The organism is Mesorhizobium oxytropidicola, assembly GCF_056174625.1.
In genome coordinates this window covers 3589404-3609224 of sequence record NZ_CM149692.1, presented here as the reverse complement: position 1 = coordinate 3609224, position 19821 = coordinate 3589404, and the positions used below count along the sequence as shown (strand labels likewise).

The 19821-nt window shown below is 62.4% G+C and carries 15 protein-coding genes; 3 read left to right on the top strand and 12 right to left on the bottom strand.

The genetic code is table 11. The features are described 5' to 3' along the window. Nucleotides 1-17: 17 nt before the first annotated feature. Complete coding sequence (locus AC0V8S_RS17965; RefSeq protein ID WP_475432649.1) at nucleotides 18-2336, bottom strand: glucose/quinate/shikimate family membrane-bound PQQ-dependent dehydrogenase; 2319 nt, start codon at nucleotides 2334-2336, stop codon at nucleotides 18-20. Here AC0V8S_RS17965 and AC0V8S_RS17960 point away from each other — a divergent pair. Both AC0V8S_RS17960 and AC0V8S_RS17955 read left to right on the top strand, forming a co-directional pair. Further along, nucleotides 2311-3366 carry a DUF2059 domain-containing protein gene (locus AC0V8S_RS17960; protein WP_475432648.1) on the top strand — a complete coding sequence of 352 codons (1056 nt, stop codon included), beginning with the start codon at nucleotides 2311-2313 and terminating at the stop codon, nucleotides 3364-3366. The genes AC0V8S_RS17965 and AC0V8S_RS17960 overlap by 26 nt on opposite strands. An 81-nt stretch (nucleotides 3367-3447) precedes the next feature. Continuing rightward, the gene (locus tag AC0V8S_RS17955) at nucleotides 3448-6111 is read left to right on the top strand and encodes an ATP-dependent helicase (RefSeq protein ID WP_475432647.1); all 2664 of its coding nucleotides are present in this window, start codon (nucleotides 3448-3450) and stop codon (nucleotides 6109-6111) included. Nucleotides 6112-6113: 2 nt separating this feature from the next. Here AC0V8S_RS17955 and AC0V8S_RS17950 read toward each other — a convergent pair whose 3' ends face one another. The 7 genes from AC0V8S_RS17950 to AC0V8S_RS17920 form a co-directional block, all read right to left on the bottom strand. Then, nucleotides 6114-6617 carry a cold-shock protein gene (locus AC0V8S_RS17950; RefSeq protein WP_475432646.1) on the bottom strand — a complete coding sequence of 168 codons (504 nt, stop codon included), beginning with the start codon at nucleotides 6615-6617 and terminating at the stop codon, nucleotides 6114-6116. Nucleotides 6618-6649: 32 nt separating this feature from the next. Further along, nucleotides 6650-7966 carry a P-loop ATPase, Sll1717 family gene (locus AC0V8S_RS17945; RefSeq protein WP_475432645.1) on the bottom strand — a complete coding sequence of 439 codons (1317 nt, stop codon included), beginning with the start codon at nucleotides 7964-7966 and terminating at the stop codon, nucleotides 6650-6652. A 344-nt stretch (nucleotides 7967-8310) separates the two neighbouring features. Further along, nucleotides 8311-9357, bottom strand: coding sequence for an ABC transporter permease (locus tag AC0V8S_RS17940; RefSeq protein WP_475432644.1), 1047 nt, complete (start codon nucleotides 9355-9357; stop codon nucleotides 8311-8313). Then, nucleotides 9354-10151, bottom strand: a complete 798-nt coding sequence (locus AC0V8S_RS17935; RefSeq protein ID WP_475432643.1) for an ATP-binding cassette domain-containing protein — start codon at nucleotides 10149-10151, stop codon at nucleotides 9354-9356. The genes AC0V8S_RS17940 and AC0V8S_RS17935 overlap by 4 nt, the downstream gene beginning before the upstream one ends. 86 nt (nucleotides 10152-10237) lie before the next feature. Next, nucleotides 10238-11245 carry a substrate-binding domain-containing protein gene (locus tag AC0V8S_RS17930; protein WP_475432642.1) on the bottom strand — a complete coding sequence of 336 codons (1008 nt, stop codon included), beginning with the start codon at nucleotides 11243-11245 and terminating at the stop codon, nucleotides 10238-10240. A gap of 111 nt (nucleotides 11246-11356) precedes the next feature. Further along, on the bottom strand, nucleotides 11357-12262 hold the full coding sequence (locus tag AC0V8S_RS17925) for a sugar phosphate isomerase/epimerase family protein (protein ID WP_475432641.1): 906 nt from the start codon (nucleotides 12260-12262) through the stop codon (nucleotides 11357-11359). Further along, entirely contained in the window at nucleotides 12262-13293 is a 1032-nt protein-coding gene (locus AC0V8S_RS17920; protein ID WP_475432640.1) for a Gfo/Idh/MocA family protein, read from the bottom strand. Before AC0V8S_RS17920 ends, AC0V8S_RS17925 begins: the two co-directional genes overlap by 1 nt. Nucleotides 13294-13487: 194 nt before the next feature. Here AC0V8S_RS17920 and AC0V8S_RS17915 point away from each other — a divergent pair, with 194 nt between their 5' ends. Further along, nucleotides 13488-14513 carry a LacI family DNA-binding transcriptional regulator gene (locus AC0V8S_RS17915; protein ID WP_475432639.1) on the top strand — a complete coding sequence of 342 codons (1026 nt, stop codon included), beginning with the start codon at nucleotides 13488-13490 and terminating at the stop codon, nucleotides 14511-14513. Nucleotides 14514-14542: 29 nt separating this feature from the next. Here AC0V8S_RS17915 and AC0V8S_RS17910 read toward each other — a convergent pair whose 3' ends face one another. The 4 genes from AC0V8S_RS17910 to AC0V8S_RS17895 all read right to left on the bottom strand — a co-directional run bounded on the left by AC0V8S_RS17910 (nucleotide 14543) and on the right by AC0V8S_RS17895 (nucleotide 19744). Continuing rightward, a complete protein-coding gene (locus AC0V8S_RS17910) occupies nucleotides 14543-14857 on the bottom strand; it encodes a ferritin family protein (protein ID WP_475432638.1) in 315 nt (104 codons plus the stop codon). A 55-nt stretch (nucleotides 14858-14912) separates the two neighbouring features. Then, a complete protein-coding gene (locus AC0V8S_RS17905; protein WP_475432637.1) occupies nucleotides 14913-15668 on the bottom strand; it encodes a bestrophin-like domain in 756 nt (251 codons plus the stop codon). Between the two features lie 97 nt (nucleotides 15669-15765). After that, complete coding sequence (locus AC0V8S_RS17900; RefSeq protein ID WP_475432636.1) at nucleotides 15766-17319, bottom strand: trimethylamine methyltransferase family protein; 1554 nt, start codon at nucleotides 17317-17319, stop codon at nucleotides 15766-15768. A 13-nt stretch (nucleotides 17320-17332) separates the two neighbouring features. After that, the gene (locus AC0V8S_RS17895; protein WP_475432635.1) at nucleotides 17333-19744 is read right to left on the bottom strand and encodes a GcvT family protein; all 2412 of its coding nucleotides are present in this window, start codon (nucleotides 19742-19744) and stop codon (nucleotides 17333-17335) included. Nucleotides 19745-19821: the final 77 nt, after the last annotated feature.

Here is a 19821-nt window from a genome sequence, read left to right as displayed (position 1 = left end):
GGCTGGCGCGACCCCAGCTACTTCGGCAGCGCGTAGGCCATCACATAATCCCCCGGCTTGGTGCCGACCGAGCCGTGGCCGCCGGCGACGATGACCACGAACTGGCGACCGTCGGCGACCGTATAGGTCATTGGCGTCGACTGCCCGCCTGCCGGCAATCGGGCCCGCCAGAGCTGCTTGCCTGACGTCAAATCATAGGCGCGCAGATAGTCATCGACCGCGGCACCGAGGAAGGCGACACCGCCGGCAGTGATCATCGGCCCGCCAATGCCGGGCACCCCGACCTTCAGCGGCAGCGGCAGCGGCGTCATGTCGTAGACGGTACCGTTGCGGTGCTTGTAGGCGATCGCGCCGGTTCTGAGATCGACACCGGCGACATAGCCCCAGGGTGGCGCCTGGCAAGGGATGCCGAGCGGCGACAGGAACGGTCCCATCACTACCGCATAGGGCGCGCCCTCGTTGCGGTTCAGCCCTTGTTCGCTGCCCTTGGTGTCGTCGCCCGGCGGCGGCACATCGGCGCGGGGAATGAGTCTCGATGTGAAGGCGAGATAGGTCGGCATGCCGAACATCACTTGCCGCACCGGATCGACCGCCACCCCACCCCAGTTGAAGGTACCAAAATTGCCGGGATAGATCAGCGATCCCTGCAGCGAGGGCGGCGTGTAGCGGCCTTCATATCGCAATTTGTGGAAGGCGATCCGGCAGGCCAGCTGGTCGAACATGGTGATGCCCCACATATCGGCATCGGTCAGCGGCTTCGGGTTGAAGGAGAGATCGGACGAAGGCTGCGTTGGCGACGCATGGTCGCCCTCGATGGCGCCGCCAGGCGCCGGTACTTCCTTGACCGCAATCACCGGTTCGCCGGTACGCCGGTCGAGCACATAGAGGTCGCCCTGCTTGGTCGGCCCGACCAGTGCCGGCACGATCGTGCCGTCGGCCTTGGTGATGTCGATCAGGCTCGGCTGCGCCGGCACGTCCATGTCCCACAGATCGTGATGCACGGTCTGCCGCACCCATTTCAACTGCCCGGTGTTCAGGTCGAGCGCGGTGATCGAGGAGGAGAATTTCTCGACATTGGCGCTGCGCCCGGCGCCGAGCTGGTCCGGCGTCTGGTTGCCGAGCGGCACGTAGAGCAGGCCGAGCTTCTCGTCGGCGCTCGGCGTCGACCACATGTTGGGCGAGTTGGCGGTGTAGGTCTGGCCGGCCGGCAGCGGCGTCGTCTGCTCAGGATTGCCGGAATCCCAGTTCCAGATCAGTTTGCCGGTGGCCGCATCATAGGCGCGGATGACGCCTGACGGCTCCTGCGTCGAATAATTGTCGTTGACGGCGCCGCCGACGATGATCTTGCCGCCAGCGATCAGCGGCGCCGAGGTCGAGTAATAATAGCCCGACTTCGGATAGGGCATGCCGGTCAACAAATTGAGCGTGCCGGCCTCGGCGAAGGCGGGACATACCTGGCCGTTGGCGGCGTCGAGCGCGATCAGCCGCGCATCCGAGGTCGGCAGGTAGACGCGGGTCGCGCAGGGCTGGCCGGCGGCAATTGCGGCATCGGCATAATAGGACACGCCGCGGCACGTCTGGTGTTGGCGGTCCTTGTCGAGCTTGATCTTGGGATCGTAGCGCCATTTCTCCTTGCCGGTCGCAGCGTCGACGGCGATGGCGAAATTGTGCGGCGTGCAGATGTAGAGCGTGTCGCCGATCTTGAGTGGTGTCACCTGATAGGTGGTCTCGCCAATGTCGTCCGGCCCCTTCACATCGCCGGTGCGGTAGGTCCAGGCCGGCTGCAGACTGGCGACATTGTCCGGCGTGATCTGGTCGAGCGGCGAATAGCGCTGGCCAAATTGCGTGCGGCCATAGAAGTGCCATTCGCCCGCCGGCACATCGTTGCCGAGATTGGCGTTGGGGATCACCTTGTCGGTGTCGAGCGCGCCGGCAATGTCCTTCGGGTCCGTGGTCATCGAATAACCGGCCACCGCCAGCGAGGCCAGCACCGCCAGGATCAGCGGCGCGCGCCCATCAGGACCGGCAAGGCCGCGCCGCGCCCATGGCGTCAACAGCCACAGCGCCACCAGCACGATGATGCCACCGCGCGGGCCGAGCTCCCACCAGTCGAAGCCGGTTTCCCAGACCGCCCAGGCCAGCGTGCCGATCACGATCGCCGCATAGAGCCACAGTGCCGTGGAACGGCGCCGGTAGAGCAGCCAGGCAGCGAGCAGGAAGGCCAGGCCGACGATGATGTAGTACCAGCTGCCGCCCAGCGAGGCCAACCAGACACCACCCGCGCCGAGCGCCAGACCGAGGAGAAAGAGGATGAGGGAGGTGATGGTGACAGCCAAGATGATACTCCTTCGACTGTTGCGCGCTCGCGCGGCCATGGGCAATCCGGCGCACCGTTCCTGCCCTCGGCCCAGCTTTCTCCCGCCTGCCCCGCCTGTCAAGCTGACCCACACGCCAAGGTGGCAATTCATCTTGCTTGCGTCAGGGTTTTCCCGCAGTCTCCACTGGTCATCTCTCCCGTGGAGCAAGCAAAATGCCGTCATTCCTTCCGCCACTGACGCGCATGGCGCTTGTGCTCTACTGCCTCGTCCCGCTCATTGCTGGCACTGTCGCCGCGCCGGCGCAGACAATCAGCGAGATCAACAAGGCGAACGGCTTTCACGAGATGCTGATGGGCATTGGCCGGGTTTCACCGCGGCCGTGAAATCGGCGCCGGGAACGCCGCCACAAAAAGTCCTGGACGCCCTTGCCGCCGCCATGGAAGGTGCCTTCGACCCCAACAAGATGGAGGCAGCCATCGAGGCGCGTATGGCGGACAAGCTCAGCGCCAAGGATCTTTCCGACCTCGCTGCTTTCTATGCTTCGCCCCTGGGCAAACAGGTCACGGCGCTGGAGATCCAGGCTGCCGCACCGGAAGCAAAGGAGGCCAAGAAGATCGAGGGCGCCAAAATCCTCGGCGAGCTTCCATCCAAGGATCCGGCCCGGCTCGCATTGTACAGGACAATGATGGACGATATCTCCGCGGTCGACACTGGCGAAGCCGTCGCCTTGAACATGGGCTATGCGATGCTCACCGAAATGCTGGGCGCGGCCGGAAAGCCCCTGCCCGACGACCAGGTTATGGCCCTGCTGCGCAAGCAAACCGAAGGGCTTCGCCGTGACATCGACAGCGATGCCATGGAATCTTCAGCCTACATCTACCGGGATATGTCCATGGCCGACCTGAAGCTCTATGAGGCCTTCCTGGCCTCACCCGCCGGCGGCCGCTATTACGACCAGATGCAGGTTGCCCTCGGCGCGGTGATGACGGACGAGGCGCGCTCGTTCGGACATCGATTTTTCGTCGCGCTCGGTTACCGCAAGGCTTGAAGCGCAATACCAGGCACTTTACCGGGAACAAAACGTAGACAGTTCTGGTCTTTCCCTCCCGAATCACTACATTCGGGGGAGATGTCCGGCTTTTCGGAAGACATGCCCTTTTTCGATGAACCCAATGCGCGGCCCACGGCCCCGTCGGGCATTGCCGCGCGCGCCATGGCTGCCCGCGGCGGCCAGAACAATGCGCCCGACTATTTGAAAGGCCTCAATCCCGAACAAAGGCTGGCGGTGGAAACCACCGAAGGCCCGGTTCTGGTGCTGGCCGGCGCCGGCACCGGCAAGACCCGCGTCTTGACCACGCGCATCGCCCACATCCTCGCCACCGGCAAGGCCTTCCCGTCGCAGATCCTGGCCGTGACCTTCACCAACAAGGCCGCGCGCGAGATGAAGCAGCGCATCGGCATCCTGATCGGCGAAGGCAATGTCGAGGGCATGCCCTGGCTTGGCACCTTCCACTCGATCGGCGTGAAGCTTTTGCGCCGCCACGCCGAGCTTGCCGGCTTGCGTTCCGACTTCACCATCCTCGACACCGACGATGTCGTCAGGCTGATCAAGCAGCTGATCCAGGCCGAGGGGCTGGACGACAAGCGCTGGCCGGCCAAGCAGTTCGCACAGATGATCGACGGCTGGAAGAACAAGGGCCAAGGCCCGGCCGATATCGCCGAGGGCGACGCGCGCAGCTTCGCCAACGGCAAGGGCCGTGAGCTCTACAAGGCCTATCAGGAGCGGCTGCAGACGCTGAACGCCTGCGATTTCGGCGACCTGCTCTGCCACCCGATCCGCATCTTCCGCGCCAATCCGGATGTGCTGAAGGACTATCACCGGCGCTTCAAATACATCCTCGTCGACGAATACCAGGACACCAACACCGCCCAGTACATGTGGCTGCGCCTTTTGGCCCAGCGGCCGGACGCTGGGCGTTCGTCGACGTCAACGGATTTGCGATCGGCCGAGGGCCGCAAGCCCGACCGGGCGTCCGAGCCGTTGCGAGGCCCCCGCGGAGGGCCCGCGCCGGCAGGCGCGGAACAGCCCGTGAGCGAAAACAAAGTAAACATCTGCTGCGTCGGCGACGACGACCAGTCGATCTATGGCTGGCGCGGCGCCGAGGTCGACAACATCCTGCGCTTCGACAAGGATTTCCCGGGCGCCACCATCATAAGGCTGGAGCGCAACTACCGCTCCACCGCGCACATACTGGGTGCGGCCTCCCACCTCATCGCCCACAATGAGGGCCGTTTCGGCAAGACGCTGTTCACCGACCGCAACGACCCCGAAGACGGCAAGGTCAATGTCCACGCCGCCTGGGATTCCGAGGAGGAAGCCCGCGCCATCGGCGAGACCATCGAGGCCTATCAGCGCCAGAAGCACAATCTCAACGACATGGCGATCCTGGTGCGCGCGTCTTTCCAGATGCGCGCCTTCGAGGACCGCTTCATCACGCTCGGTCTCAACTATCGCGTCATCGGCGGTCCGCGCTTCTACGAGCGCATGGAAATCCGCGACGCACTGGCCTTCTTCCGCGTCGTCGCCAACGGCGGCGACGACCTCGCCTTCGAGCGCATCGTCAACGTGCCCAAGCGCGGGCTCGGTGAAGCCACCATCCGCCAGATCCACGATACGGCCCGCGCGCTGCGCATCCCGATGCTGGAGGCTGCCGGCAACCTCGCCGAAAGCGACGAGTTGAAGCCGAAGCCGCGCGCAGCGCTGCGCGAAGTGGCCGCCAATTTCGAACGTTGGCAGAAGGCGCTGGAAACCAAGCCGCATACCGAGCTCGCCGAGACCATTCTCGAGGAGAGCGGCTACACCGACATGTGGAAGAACGACCGCTCGGCCGAAGCGCCTGGCCGGCTGGAAAACCTCAAGGAACTGATCCGTTCGATGGAGGAGTACGAGTCGCTGCGCTCCTTCCTCGAACATGTCGCGCTGGTCATGGATGCCGAGCAGAATGCCGGACAGGACGCCGTCTCGATCATGACGCTGCATTCGGCCAAGGGCCTCGAATTCGAGACCGTTTTTCTCCCCGGCTGGGAGGAAGGCCTGTTCCCGCACCAGCGCGCGCTCGATGAAGGCGGCCGCTCCGGGCTGGAGGAAGAGCGTCGGCTCGCCTATGTCGGCCTGACGCGGGCCAAGAAGAACCTGCATCTCTGGTTCGTCTCCAACCGCCTCATCCATGGCCTCTGGCAATCCACCATCCCGTCGCGTTTCCTCGAGGAACTGCCGGAATCGCATGTCGAGATCGCCGAAAGCGGCAATTCCTATGGCGGCTACGGCAATCCCTATGGCGGCGGCTCCTTCGCGTCGGGCCGTGGCGGCGGCCGGCAGAACCCCTATGGCGCCTCGCGCTTCGACAATGTCGGCGCCAACACCGAAAAATCCGGCGCCTTCTCCAACACCTATTCGACGCCCGGCTGGCAGCGCGCGCAGGCCAACCGCACCGAAGCGACCGACCGCAACTGGGGCACGCGCTCCGGCCATCAGGTCGAGCGCATCGGCTATGGCGAAACCGACAGCGGCTACGGCGCCGGCCGCACGAGCGTAAAGGGCCGCACCATCGACGGCGAGCTGGTCGCCAAATCCGTTGCCGACAAGCCCTCCCCCTTCAGCGTCGGCGACCGCGTCTTCCACCAGAAATTCGGCAACGGCAACATTTCCGCCATCGAAGGCAACAAGCTGACCATCGACTTCGACAAGGCCGGTCAGAAACGTGTGCTTGATGGGTTCGTCGCGGCGGTGTGAGATTAGCGCTCCCGTTTGACTGCGGTTGCTCTCGGTTTTGCGTACTTGGTGCTAACTTCGAACGAAACCTTATCCGCCAGTCGCAATTGAGACTTTCCAGTGTGGTCCGCCATTTTAAAATAGTAATCTGCGTGGTTCTCACCACCCCGAATAAAGCCGAACCCCTTTTCAGGGTTGAGGCTTATAACGGTACCGATACTTCGAATCTTCTCTGTTTTCTTTATTCTTATCGGCCGCCCGACGTTTAACGCTTTACTTAGGCCGTAAAAGATTTCGTACTCCATACCGGAGCGAACCTTCGGCGCCACGTTTGATAGCGTCCTCTCCCTAAAACACCATCGTATAAAAGGTTCTGAATCCTGCCGATCATCTCCATCACGTTCTTTGTAACAAATAACGTTTTGATCGTAAAGAAACTGCAGAAAGACACCTTCGTTCTCAAAAAATTGAGGCAAAGTCTTGCCGGAGGCATCACACTCCGATATAAATTCATTAAAGGCAGCCAAATATTCCTCAAAAGTAAATTTTCTTTTCCCTTTTAAATACAGGAAGAATTGTAAAAAACGTCATATTCATCTTGTGAATAATAAAACAATAGTTGATCTCTAATTTCTCCAAGCAAGTACTCTGCGTGAGCATCACGAAAGGAAGGGTCGTCAAAATCCTTTTCTGACACATACGCAGATACGTCCGGCTTCTTTTTTAAGATATCCTGAATAGTAGCAATCATACTGGTAATATCACGAGGTCTATAGTAACTAAAACGAAGGAAGGATAGAAATGAATTTGTCCCGCTCTCGCCGGAGACGGACCCGGATTTGACATTCTCTGCGAAGAAAGGAAAGTAGTGATCCCAAGCTTGGCCCAACTTCAATATCGGATTGTCCTGCTGGGCAGATAAGAGGCGATCAGCAACTTTGAACAACAGAGAGTTTCTGTAATCCTTGTATGTAGTCATCCAATTTAGAAAAACAGAATTGTCCCTGAGTTTTGTATTTATATTGTGAAGACCTGTTCTCAGAAAAATATCTGGCCTTACCAGCAATACTACCTTTATTCGTCCTTTGCTATCCTTTATATTCGCGAGAAAATCGTTGTTGATAGACCATACCGCCTCGACCAAGCCCCTAACGCAATCAAAATAGTCGGGATAGGCAATGTCCGATGGCCTAACGTCGATGCCATCAATAAATATTATCATGTTTTCATCTAGCTTTACGCCACTTAGCGCGGCTTCGAACGCCTTGCGTATCTTTAGTAGGTTTGTCTGAAAAATAGAATTCGAATCACCAGCCTGAAAGCCGCTTTTTGCTGAAATACCCGACTCAATACCAGAGTATTTTGCCAGCAACGACGACGCGACCTCTCCAGACTCTACGAAAGTAAGCATTTTGACGATTTCAGGTGCAAATGCGTTCTGGTAGCAATCGTCTATAACTTTCTTCAAAGCACCTAACTTCGTAAAACGCCTGAGAAATTCAGGAGTTCCGGACTGTGAAATTACACTAGACGCGCTCGCCATTAAGAGCAGAGTACGCCAGACTTCAACATACTGGCTCAAAGGCAAGTGGCCTTGACGCTTTAGCTCTATAAATTTTTGATACTCTGTTTGACGAACATCGAATGTTGACACTCTATTATTCTTATAGACATTGTTGGCCAAGTACGTAGCGTAGGCAGTTTTGCCAGTCCCTTTTTCTCCAACAACATAGTATATATTCGGATCAATAATCCGATCTAAAAACTGATCGCCAACAAAATATTTTGACAACAACGCTTTGTTCTCTCGGCGTCGATAGTTCTCAGCATTGCTAAATCCAACATTCAGATTCACAAATGGCTTGTATATGGGCATGATTCCGCCTCGCCGGTTTTGGGGAACGTGTCAGATGTTTGCCTGACTGTCAAAATGGCCACTCTGCAGTGACGCCCGGCGAGTGTGTTGTGCTACTAGCCCACCATTGCAAACAGACGAAGCGGTAGGACCGCACCGCGAAAAGTCGTGGCTGCGTGCAGCCAAGCGCCGTGGAAGCGAGCACTCTTTTTCAGTAGTCTCAGCCTCTTTGGCGTGACAGAGCCTGGACGAAACCGCTCAATTCGCCTCTTTTTCGCCCGCCCCACAGGCCTTGACGCTGTCATCCGTTGTGAAGAGGATTTTCCTTCAGTTACCCCCGCTAAGCCTTCTTCTGGATGGCCCCCTCACCGATACCTTGCCTGGTTCCACTTATGGCCGAGCAGCGACAGGATGATGATCAGCCCGTTGAAGAACTGCACGTAGAAGCCGCTCAGTCCTGCCGCGACGACGCCGGTTTGGATGAAGGACACGGTGACCGCGCCGATCGCGCCACCGGCAACCGTGCCGATGCCGCCCCAGGTCGGGGTGCCGCCGACGAACACCGAGGCCAGCACCGGCAAGAGATAGCCGTCGCCGGCGGTCGGCCACCAGGTGAAGTTGATCATAACCGAGAAGGTGCCGGCGATCGCAGCACCTATGCCGACGAAGACGAACACTTTCACCCGCACGCGCTTGACGTCGATGCCCATCTGCTGGGCGCTGTCGGGATTGTCGCCGACCACCTTCACCTGCGCGCCGAAGCGGTGCCTGTTGTAGAGCATCGCCGATAGCACGACGAAGGCGATGGCCCAGAAGATCTGCACCGGAATGCCGTAAACCTGGCTGGAGAAGATCTTGTAGGCCGGGCTGCCAGCAAGGCCGGTCAGCGCCATCGACTTGCCCTCGTTGATGATCTGGATCAGGCCGCGCAGCAAAAAATTCATGCCGAGCGTGGCGATCAGCGACGACAGCCCGCCATAGACGACCAGTGATCCGACGAGGAAGCCGAGCAGCATGCCGGTGACGAGGGCAGCGGCAATACCAAGGAACGGATCGTAGCCGGCCTGCACCACCAGCGCGAAGACCCAGGAGGCAAACCCCATCGTCGCCGGAAACGACAGGTCGATCTCGCCGCAGGTGACGACGAAGACCAGCGGCACCACCACGAACAGCGCAACAGGCAGCGTCGTCAGCACGGAACTGTAGAGATACCAGGTGGTGAACACGGTCGGGTTGGCGATCATGAACACCGCCATCATGACGATGAACACGGCGAGCGTGCCAAGCGAGGCGCGGTTGTCGAGGACGAAGCCGCGCAGCCAGTGATCGGATGGGTGTTTCCATTCTTTGCGGGCGGATCCGCCATGCGCGCTGAGAGGGCTTTCGAGATCGGGTTCCATGGTCTTGCTCATCGTGCTTGCTGCTCCGCTTCGACGGCCTCGTGCAGTCCGGCCAATCCGCCGGGATGCGCGACGTCTTCCATGAAATTGATCAACTCCTCCGCCGACCTGACCGCGCTGCGGTCGGCGGTCAGCGCCACCTTGCCGCGGTCGAGCACGACGAAGCGGTCGGCGATGTCGAAGACATGATGGATGTTATGGCCGATGAACAGGATCGAGCGTCCGCTCGCCCGCACCTGGCGCACGAAATGGAAGACCTTGGCGGTCTCGGTCAGCGACAGCGCAGTCGTCGGTTCGTCGAGGATGATCAGCTCCGCCTGCTTGTAAATGGCGCGGGCGATCGCCACTCCCTGGCGTTCGCCGCCCGAGAGCTGGCCAACGATCGAGTGCGGCGTGAACACTTTCGAGGTGAAGCCGATCTCGCGCATCAGCCGGCTTGCCTCCTCGATCTCCTTGTTGACCTTCAGCCAGCCCATGAAGCCGGTCAGCTCGCGGCCCATGAAGATGTTGCGCACGATGGTCTGCTGCACCGCCAGCGCCCGGTCCTGGAACACCGTCTCGATGCCGGCATCGCGCGAGCGCGCCGCGCTCCAGCCGCTCACCGGCTTGTCGCGGACGAGGATCTCGCCGCTTGTCGGCCTGACCACGCCGGACAGGATCTTGATCAGCGTCGACTTGCCGGCACCATTGTCGCCGATCAGCCCGACCACCTCGCCGCGGTCGACGCTGAGATTGACGCCGCCCAGCGCATACACCTGACCATAGGACTTCTTGATATCGCGCAGTTCGATGATGCGTTCGGCCATCGGATCCTCGCTTTCATTGTCGCTTGCCGGCCTGTTCGCCGGCGGTCCTGCCGGCCGGGATTGGCCCGGCCGGCAGCCTTGGGAGGTCAGCGCAACGCCTGCTTGGCGAGCTCTGAGACGATCTCATAGTTCTGCGGCGTGACGAAGCCGGCGCCCGTGTCGACATTCATCGGCGCGAGCCCCAGCACCACCTGCTGGCAGAGGCTGAGGATCGGCAGATAGCCCTGCATGAACGGCTGCTGGTCGGCCGTCAGTTGCACCCAGCCGCCCTTGAAGCCCTCGACGATCTGCGGGCTGGTGTCGAAGCCGAAATTGAAGATATCGCCCGGCTTCCGGCCCGCGGCCTGCATGTATGTCGGCACATTGCCGAGCATCTGGCCGCCGGGATAGCCGACCGCCTTGACGTTGGGATTGTTGAGCAACGCCGCGGTGATCACCGGGATGGCGAGATTCGGATCGGCTGCCCACTCGGGTACAGAATTGATTTGAACGACATCGACGCCGGCCTCTTTCAATGCGGCGACTGTCCCGCGCTCGCGTGCGCCTCGGCTCTCATTGTCGAAGGGACCGATCATGATCGCCTTGTCACGGGATTTCAGCCCGGCCAGCTTGAACGCCTCGGCACCGAGCGCGCGGCCCTGCTGCTCCTGCTGGGCGCCGACATAGCCGCCGCCAAACGCCGCCGTCACCTTCGGCACCGGCACGTTCTGGTACATCATCTTGATGCCGTCCTTGTGCGCCTGCTCGGCCAGCGGCATGATCGCGTCGTCGCCGGGATGGCCCATCATGGCGATGCCGCCGGGCTTAACCGCAACCGCCTCGCGCAATTGCTGCACCATTTTCTCGACGTCCCAGCCCGAGAAGATGTAGTCGACCTTCGGCCCGAGATCGGCCGCCGCCTGCTTGGCGCCATTATAGACGATGGTGCCGAAAGCGTCGCCCTCGGCGCCGCCGACGAAGAAGCGGATATGGACATCCTTGCACCATTGGGCGTCGAGCGCCCGTGCCGGCAAGGTCGAGACGGCGGCGCAGAGCGCCGTGGTGGCCGCCATGACGGCCGTGCGCAAAAATGTCGTTCTGATCGCTATGCTCATGCACTTGTCCTCCCATTGTTTCCCTCGTCAGCCGAGGGCTTTGACGATTTGCTGGCATTGGCACTGACGGCCGGCTCCTCCCGCCGGCCAATTCTCACATCAAGTTTGGCTTCACGTCGGATTTGGCAGGTAGCTGGCGCCTCCCCGGCATTGCCTGAGATAGTCCAGCGCCCGCGCCTGCCCGGTGATTTCGAGATCGCCGCGATAGACCGGGTCGTGCCAGCCCTCGATGTCGATGGCGCCCTTGTAGCCGGCCAGCCGCAATTCGCTGATCACCCGCGTCCAGTCGCTGTCGCCGAAGCCCGGCGTGCGCATCTGCACGAAGGGCAGCCGGCCGAAAACGCCGTGCTCGCGGATGACATCCCAACGCACGGTGGCGTCCTTGCCATGGACATGGAAGATGCGCGGTGCCCATTTGCGGATTTGCGGCATCGGATCGATCAGATAGACGAGCTGATGGCAGGGTTCCCATTCGAGGCCAAGGTTCTCATCAGGCAATTCGTTGAACATCAGCTCCCAGGCATCCGGATTGTGGGCGATGTTCCAGTCGCCGGCGGCCCAGTTGCCATCCATGGCGCAATTCTCGAAGGCGATGCGCACGCCCTTGTCGGCGGCGCGTTTTGCCAGCGGACCCCACACTTCGCGGAAGCGCGGCAGGCTGTCGGTCAGCTTCTTGCCGCGCAGGCGCCCGGTGAAGCCGCTGACCATCGAAGTGCCGAACAGATGCGCGTTGTCGATGACCGTTTCCCAAGCCGCAAGCACACCGCGATCGACCTCGCCATCCTCCAGCGGATTGCCGAACACGCCCAGGGAAGAAACGATGACATCGGCATCGCCGATCGCCTCGCGGATCTGGCCGGCAAGGCGTGGAAGGTCCTTGCCGCCCAAGGTCTGCCAGAAGAAGGGCTGGATGCTTTCGAAACCGAGCGGCAGGATCTGCTTGATATAGGCTGCCGGGTCGTCGAGATTGGCCCGCACCATGGTGCCGATCCTGATGTCGAGAAGCGGGTTTGGCATCACAGTTCTTCCCTTGCAATTGCCACGCGCCGACCGGTCTCGGCGCTTTCGATGGCGCCGAAAACCATGGCCAGGCTTTTAATGTTGTCGGCGCCATGCGTTTCCGGCTCGGTGCCGGTTTCGACCGCGCGCATGAAATCCTGGATGATGCCGAGATGGCCGCCGACACGATCGGCAGGGTCGAGCAGCGGCACCTCGATCGGCTGGGTCTTGTCGATGATACCGTCGCGGCCGGACGCAACCACCTCCGCCTTCAGCCCGTCATGGCCGTCCCACAACAGGCTGCCGCGCTCGGCAACGATGCGCCAGCTGCCCTCCCAGCTGGTGCGAAAGCCGTCGGCGCACCAGGAGCCGGCATAGGTAAAAACCTTGCCGCCGCCGAGATCGAAGACCGCACTTGCCGACGAACCCTGCCGATACCAGGAATTGGCCGGCTCCCACTCCTGGCAATAGACGCTGGCCGGTTCGCCGCCGGCCATGTAGCGAGCGGCGTCGAATGTGTGGATCGCCATGTCGAGCAAAAGCACATGCGCCATCTCCTCGCGAAAGCCGCCGAAATGCGGCGCGACGAAGAAATCGGCATGGATGCTGGTCGGCGTGCCTATGGCGCCGGAATCGAGAAAGCGTCGGATGCGCCTGACATTGGCGACATAGCGGCGGTTCTGGACCACCGCATGAATGCGTCCCGCCTGGCGGGCGGCGGCGATGATGGCGCGAGCATTCTCCGGACTGTCGGCCAACGGCTTTTCGGTCAGCAGATGGCAATTGTGGGCGAAGGCTGAAAGCGCGACTTCGCGACGGGCGGCAGGGACCACGACATCGAACACCGCGTCAGGGCTGGTCTGGTCGAGCACTGCGTCGAGGCTGGTGCCGATGACTATGCCGGTGAGGTCGTATTCGCGCGCCCTCGCCTGCGCCCGTTCGGCGTCGAGATCGACAAGGCCGACAATGGCGAGCCCGTCGATCTGCCTCGCGGCATCGAGCCACTGCCTGCTCATCGCGCCACAGCCGACGAGGACGACATTCATCATCCGGCATTCCTCCCGTCCGGTCCCTCCAGACCGATCGTCACGGCATTCACGGCATCACCGTAAACGTTTTTCCGTAAACGTTTACGAGAACACACCCGATAGCGTAGAATGTCAATCGGCTGCTCTCAAAAATCGTCCCGAAGCCTTGGCCTGAGCGGCAGCCGGTGCTAGCCAAGGCAGGGGGAGAATGATCTTTGGCGTCCAGCATTCACGACCTCGCGCGTCATCTGAACATTTCGATCGGCACCGTGTCGCGGGCGCTGAACGGCCGCGCCGACGTCAACGCCGACACCCGCCAGCGCGTGCTCGACGCCGCCAAAAAGCTGAATTATTCACCCAACCAGTCCGGCCGCAGCCTGCGCCAGGGCGCTACCCGTTCGATCGCCTTCATGCTGCAGCCGCATCCGGGCGACCAGCAATATGGCGAACCGTTCTTCATCCCGTTCCTGACCGGTCTGCAGGCGCGGTTCGCCGACTATGACCTGGATCTGATGGTCGTCATGGGTGAGCCCGGCCAATATCAGCAGGAGAGGCTGCGCCGCGTGGTTGAGACGCGCCGGGCCGACGCGGTCGTGTTGGCCAATACACGGCGGGAAGACGATCGGATCGACTATCTCAGCAAGGCCGGCTTTCCCTTCGCCACGCTTGGCCGAAGTCAATCCGGCGGCGACACCTATCCTTCGCTCGATATCGATTTCGAGAAAGCCGGCTGCGACGCGGTCGACCGGCTGGTCGCGCGCGGCCACCGCCGCATTGCCGCCATCCGCCCTTCGCATGATCTCAACTTCGGCTACCTGTTCCTGGACGGCTACCGCAAGGCGCTGCAGCGGCACGGCATCGAAGTCGACCCCGGCCTGATCGCCGACGGCTTCATCAACGAGGCCGGCGGCTACCAGGTGACGCCGCGCGTGATGCTCTCCAAGGACCGGCCCACCGCCATCATCTTCAACAACGACGCCATGGCGCTCGGCGGCTGCAAGGCGCTGGCCGAGATGGGCATCAGGCCAGGCCATGATATCGCGGTGATCGTCATCGTCGACACCCCGCTCTGCCGCTATTTCTCGCCGGCGCTGACTGCCTTTCGCCCGGCGCTGGAGCCGATGGGCCGGCGCCTGGCCGAAATGCTGCTGGCCTCCCTTCCCGCCTTCGCCGGCCCCGAGGGCCCGCGCATCATCCGCGAAGTCTGGCCACTGGAGCTGATCGCGCGCGACAGCGATTGATCACCGCCGGCATCGGGGCCGGATCGGCTTCAATCCACCTTCTTCTCGCCCCGCTCGCCAGCCTTGACGATGTCGCCTATGGTGAACAGGATTTCCTTCAGTTCCGCCCGCCAGTCCTTCTTCTGGCGCAGCAGGAATTCCAGATCCATGCCGAAATGCTTGAACTCCTCGCCTTGCGCGTTCTTCATGATCGCGCGCGCCTGAGGATCCTTCTCCACCGAGATGCGCTGTTCGTACCAGCCGATCGCCTCCGCCTCCTCGATCAGCGAGGTGATCATGCGGGCAAAGGTCCGCACCTTCTGCGACAGTTCTTCAGGCGGTTCGTGATACTGGTCGAAACCCATGTCGTCCTCCGGCGGTTCATCCCCATGAATGCCTGGGAATGCCGCCGGTTCCGCCTCATCGCTGCAATTCCGCCAGCGCCCGCTCCAGCGGCGCCGGCGAAATCTGGATCGGGCCGGAGAATGGCACATCCATGTCCAGGATCAGGTAGATCGCCCCGGCGATCAGCGCGGCGGAAACCGCGAAGGTTGCAAGAGTGATCGCGTTCCTCGGCGCCCTGAACCCGAAACTGGCGAAGATCAGCCCCAGCCACGCAACCAGCATGGCGATCAGCGGCCCGGGGATGGCGCCCTCCGACTGCTCGATCAGCACCCAGCGCATTTCCAGCACTTTCTGCAAGCGCTGGCGGGCATCCTGCAACAGCATGCCATGCGTCGCATCGGGCGGCGCCAGAGCGTTCAGCCTTGTGCCGATCTCCGTCAGCAAATGCTCGGATAGCTGGTTGGACACGACAGGCGTTTCGCTGGTTTTCATCGAGCCCGCCGCCACACGCTGCACATAGGCGACCAGCGGCTGGCGCACCGTGTCGGCTTCAGGGCCATACTGGCGCAGTGACCTGTCGAGAAGGATCAGCTCCGTCGCATAGGCGTGCACATTGTGATCGATCGATTCGAAGGTGTTCTTGGCCGAGTTGATCATCAGGCCGAGCACCAGCGAGGTCATGACGCCGAACAGATTGGCGGCCAGCCGCACCACATTGTTCGTATCGTCGTCGCGATGTCTGGCCGGCAGCCTCGGCCAGATCGCCATGCTGACCAGCGGGGCAGCCACCAGGCACAGGAAAATCACCAGGGCGATCAAGGCTTCGCGCATGAAGCGCATTTCTGCACGGCATGCGCCGATTGCCAATGGAAAGGCACCGATCACACAGCGAAAGCTGCGACGGCGTCAGCCGTTTCCCGCCCCTGTCTCACGATACCGGCGCAGCCCCACCCTCTTCCGTTCGCCGCGCGATGAACTCGTCGAGCACGCCTGATGTGGCGGCAGCCGATGCCGGCGGCTCGAAATCGGCAACCGCGCGCCGCCAGACCCCGGTGGCGCGTTCGCTCGCCGTCTTCGATCCGCTTTGCGTCCAGTTGCCGAAGTTCGACCAGTCGGCGACCAGCGGTTCGTAGAAGGCGGTGCGGTAGCGCGCCATTGTGTGGCCGGCCGAGAAGAAATGGCCACCTGGCTGCACCTCGGCGATCGCCTCGAAGCCGATCGAATCGTCGTCGCCGGGCGTCGCGGCGCACAGTTCCGCGACCGTCTGCAGCGCCTCGATGTCGGTGATCATCTTCTCGAAGGAGACGCTCAGGCCGCCTTCCAGCCAGCCGGCGGCATGGATGCACATCGTCGCCCCTGCCAAGACAGAACCCCACAGCGCGAACTGCGTTTCGTGCGCTGCCTGTGCATCCGAGATGTTGGCCGCGCTGCCGCCGCCGGACCGCCAGGGCAGTCCGGTGAAGCGCGCCAGCTGGCCGGCGCCCAGCGTCGCCTTGACATGCTCCGGCGTGCCGAAAGCCGGCGCTCCGGATTTCATGTCGACATTGGAGGAGAAGGAGCCGTAGACGACCGGCGCGCCGGGCCGCACGATCTGTGCCAGCGTCAGCCCCGCCAGCGCCTCGGCATGCTGCAGCGCCAGCGCGCCGGCCACCGTGATGGGCGCCATCGCACCCGCCAAGCAGAACGGCGTGATGACGGAGACCTGGCCGGCCCGTGCGAAATCGATGATGCCTTGCGCCATCGGAATGTCGAGCTGGCGCGGCGAGTTGGTGTTGATGACGGTGTAGCAATGCGCACCGGCGCTGAACTCGTCCTGCGACAGGCCGCGTGCCAGCCGGATCATCTCGAAACCGTCCTCGACCTGCGGTGTGCCGCGCGCGAAGATGAAGGGGAACTTGTCGGACAGCGTCAGCTGCGCGCGGTTGACGGCATAGTGGCGAAAGCGGTTGTCGACATCCTGCGGCTCGATGCAAGGGCCAAGCATATGCAGCACGTCGAAATGCTGCACCAGCCGCAGCAGATCCTCGAAATCGGCGAGCGTGCCCGGCCGGCGGCCGCGTTCGAGATCGGTGACGTTCGGCGCGCCGCATCCGGCCAGGAAGGTCATCGAGCCAAGTTCCAGCGTCAGGTCGCGGGAACGGTCGCCGGCTCGCGCTTGGATCGACTTCGGCGCCGAGGCGAGTGCCGCCACCACCATGTCGCGGCCAATGCACACCATATCGGTATCCGGGTCGGCCAGCGCTCCGGCGCTGGCGAAAAGCTCTCGTGCCTGCGGCAGCAGCACCTTGATGCCGAGTTCCTCCAGCACGCGCAGCGCCGTGTCGTGGATCGCGGCGACCTGGTCGTCCGAAAAGATCGGCTGCGGCAGGAACGGGTTCTTCAGCGACCGGTAATTGGGTCGGCGGCTGCTCTCGCTGCCGGCCTCGCCTGTGCGTCCGCGCCGGCGTTCGCGCCTGTTGTCTCGTGCCGCGTCATCGATCATCCGAAAATCCTCCTCATTGCCGCATCGCCTTGCCCGAGGGATCGTAGGGCGAGGCCGCGATGATCCGTGCCGGCCGTTCGACGCCGACAATGTGCACCGAAAGCGCCGTCCCCTCCTCGGCAAAATCGTCGTCGACCAACGCCAGCGCGACGCTCTTGCCGATCGTGTAGCCAAAGCCGCCGGAAGTGACGAAACCGACGCGCCGGCCCTCGCGCCAGACCGGCTCGAAGCCGCTGGCGTCGGCGTCAAGCGCATCGATCTCCAGCGTCACCATCCGTTGCGAGGTGCCCGCCTTGCATTCCTTCAGCGCCGCCCCGCGGCCGACGAAATCGCCCTTGTCGAAGGCGATGAAACGGTCGAGGCCGGTCTGGCCTGGCGTGTAGCCTTGTGTGAATTCGCGTGACCAGATGCCGAAGCTTTTCTCCAGCCTGAGCGCATTGAGCGCGTAGTAGCCGACCTCGGCCAGGCCGAGATCCTCGCCTGCCGCGAGCAGCGTGTCGCGCAGTGTGGCATGCATGGCCACCGGGCAACTGATCTCGAAGCCGAGTTCACCGGCGATCGAGAGGCGGGCAACCCGCGCCCGCACCATGCCGATGTCGAACGCGCCGCAGGCCATGAATGGCAGTGCCGCGGTGGAGACGTCCTGATGCGTGGTGCGTTCGAGGATATTGCGGGCATTCGGCCCGGTCAGCAGGAAGCCGCTCATCGCGTCGGAAATGTCAGTGACAGCAACCCCTTCCGCCGCCTGGCTCTCGAACCAGCGCATGTGGAATTCCCTGAGATAGTAGGAACCCATCAGCCAATAGTCACTGCTGCCCCAGTTGATCACGGTGAGGTCGCCCTTCAGCCGCCCATTCGGCCCGAGCATCGGCGCCAGCCGCGCCTGTCCCGCTTTCGGCAGCTTGCAGGCAAGCAGCCGGTCGAGCCATGCCTGGGCGCATGGCCCCGACACCGCATAGCGCGCATAGGCCGAGATATCGACGAGACCGGCGGCGCGCCGGACCTGCAACGCCTCGTCGCCGACGATGTCGAAGGCGTTGGAGCGCTTGAGCGTCGTGTTCTCGCGAAACCCCATCGGCGCGAAATAGGCCGGGATTTCCAGCCCCCACGACGCCGTCCATTCGCAACCCGCGGCACTCATGCCGTCATAGGCGCCGGGGCGTTTCAAAGGCCTGCCCGCGGGCAGCCGCTCATTGGGAAAGGTCATGACGAAGCGGCGCGAATAGAATTGCCGTGTCGTCTGCGCGAGATATTCGCGGTTGGCGGCGAAGGCGCCGTAGCGGGCAATGTCCATGCCGAAAATGTCGGCCTGCGGCTCGCCGTAAATCATCCATTCGGCCAGCGACTTGCCGACGCCGCCGCCCTGGCTGAAGCCGGCCATGACGCCGCAGGCGACCCAGTAGTTTTTCAGGCCGCGCACCGGTCCGACGATCGGGTTGCCATCAGGGGTAAAGGTGAAGGCGCCGTTGACCCATTTGCGGATACCCGCCGTTGCCAGGCAGGGAAAGCGCTCATGCGCCTTGGCGAGCTCCGGGCTGATGCGGTCGATGTCTTCCGGGATCAGCTCGATACCATAATCCCATGGCGCGCCATCCATGTTCCAGTGCTTCGGGTTCTGCTCGTAGACGCCGAGCAGCACGCCCTTGCGCTCTTGTCTTAGGTAGGAAAAACCGTCGAGATCGACGGCGATGCCGATCTCCCGGTCCAGTGCCGCGATCTCCGGAATGTCCTCGGTGATGAAATAATGGTGCTCCATCGGCGTCACCGGCAGGTCGACGCCGGCCATGCGGCCGAGCTGCTTTGCCCACAGGCCGCCGGCGTTGACGACATGCTCGGCCACGATGGTGCCCTGTTCGGTGACGACGTCCCAGTGGCCGTCGGCGCGCGCTGTCAGCTCGACGACGCGGTTGCGCAGGATAATGTCCGCACCGCGCTTCTTCGCGGCGCCCGCATAGGCATGTGTCGTGCCGTAGGGGTCGAGATGGCCTTCGTTGGAATCGTGCAGGCCGCCGAGCACGCCGGTGACGTCGACGATCGGGCAGATTTCCTTGATCTCGCTGGGTGTCACCAGCCGGGCGGTTTCGATGCCGACCGACTGGAACACCGCCCAGGCCGATTTCAGCCACTCCCAGCGCTGGGGATCGCTGGCGATGTTGACGCCGCCGGTCATGTGCAGGCCGATGTCCTGGCCGGATTCGGCCTCGATCTCGCGGTAGAGATTGATGGTGTAGTCCTGCAGAGCCGCGACGTTGGGATCGGCATTGAGCGCATGGAAACCTGCCGCCGCATGCCAGGTCGAACCGGCGGTCAGTTCGGCACGCTCGATCAGCGCCACGTCAGACCAGCCGAACCGCGTCAGGTGGTAGAGCACCGAGGCGCCGACCACCCCACCCCCGATAACCACTGCGCGATAATGCGGCTTCAAGGCTTCCCTCCCGGTCTGTCAGAAGCCGCACCATATACGCACTGGACATAAGTGTCTAGTGCGACCCAGAACACACC

What these genes read in the sequence shown, in the direction of transcription:
- AC0V8S_RS17960 (WP_475432648.1), top strand. Translation starts at nt 2,311, where the DNA reads ATGAGGGAGGTGATGGTGACAGCCAAGATGATACTCCTTCGACTGTTG.
- AC0V8S_RS17955 (WP_475432647.1), top strand. Translation starts at nt 3,448, where the DNA reads ATGTCCGGCTTTTCGGAAGACATGCCCTTTTTCGATGAACCCAATGCG.
- AC0V8S_RS17945 (WP_475432645.1), bottom strand. Translation starts at nt 7,966, where the DNA reads ATGCCCATATACAAGCCATTTGTGAATCTGAATGTTGGATTTAGCAAT.
- AC0V8S_RS17940 (WP_475432644.1), bottom strand. Translation starts at nt 9,357, where the DNA reads ATGAGCAAGACCATGGAACCCGATCTCGAAAGCCCTCTCAGCGCGCAT.
- AC0V8S_RS17935 (WP_475432643.1), bottom strand. Translation starts at nt 10,151, where the DNA reads ATGGCCGAACGCATCATCGAACTGCGCGATATCAAGAAGTCCTATGGT.
- AC0V8S_RS17930 (WP_475432642.1), bottom strand. Translation starts at nt 11,245, where the DNA reads ATGAGCATAGCGATCAGAACGACATTTTTGCGCACGGCCGTCATGGCG.
- AC0V8S_RS17925 (WP_475432641.1), bottom strand. Translation starts at nt 12,262, where the DNA reads ATGCCAAACCCGCTTCTCGACATCAGGATCGGCACCATGGTGCGGGCC.
- AC0V8S_RS17920 (WP_475432640.1), bottom strand. Translation starts at nt 13,293, where the DNA reads ATGATGAATGTCGTCCTCGTCGGCTGTGGCGCGATGAGCAGGCAGTGG.
- AC0V8S_RS17910 (WP_475432638.1), bottom strand. Translation starts at nt 14,857, where the DNA reads ATGGGTTTCGACCAGTATCACGAACCGCCTGAAGAACTGTCGCAGAAG.
- AC0V8S_RS17905 (WP_475432637.1), bottom strand. Translation starts at nt 15,668, where the DNA reads ATGCGCGAAGCCTTGATCGCCCTGGTGATTTTCCTGTGCCTGGTGGCT.
- AC0V8S_RS17900 (WP_475432636.1), bottom strand. Translation starts at nt 17,319, where the DNA reads ATGATCGATGACGCGGCACGAGACAACAGGCGCGAACGCCGGCGCGGA.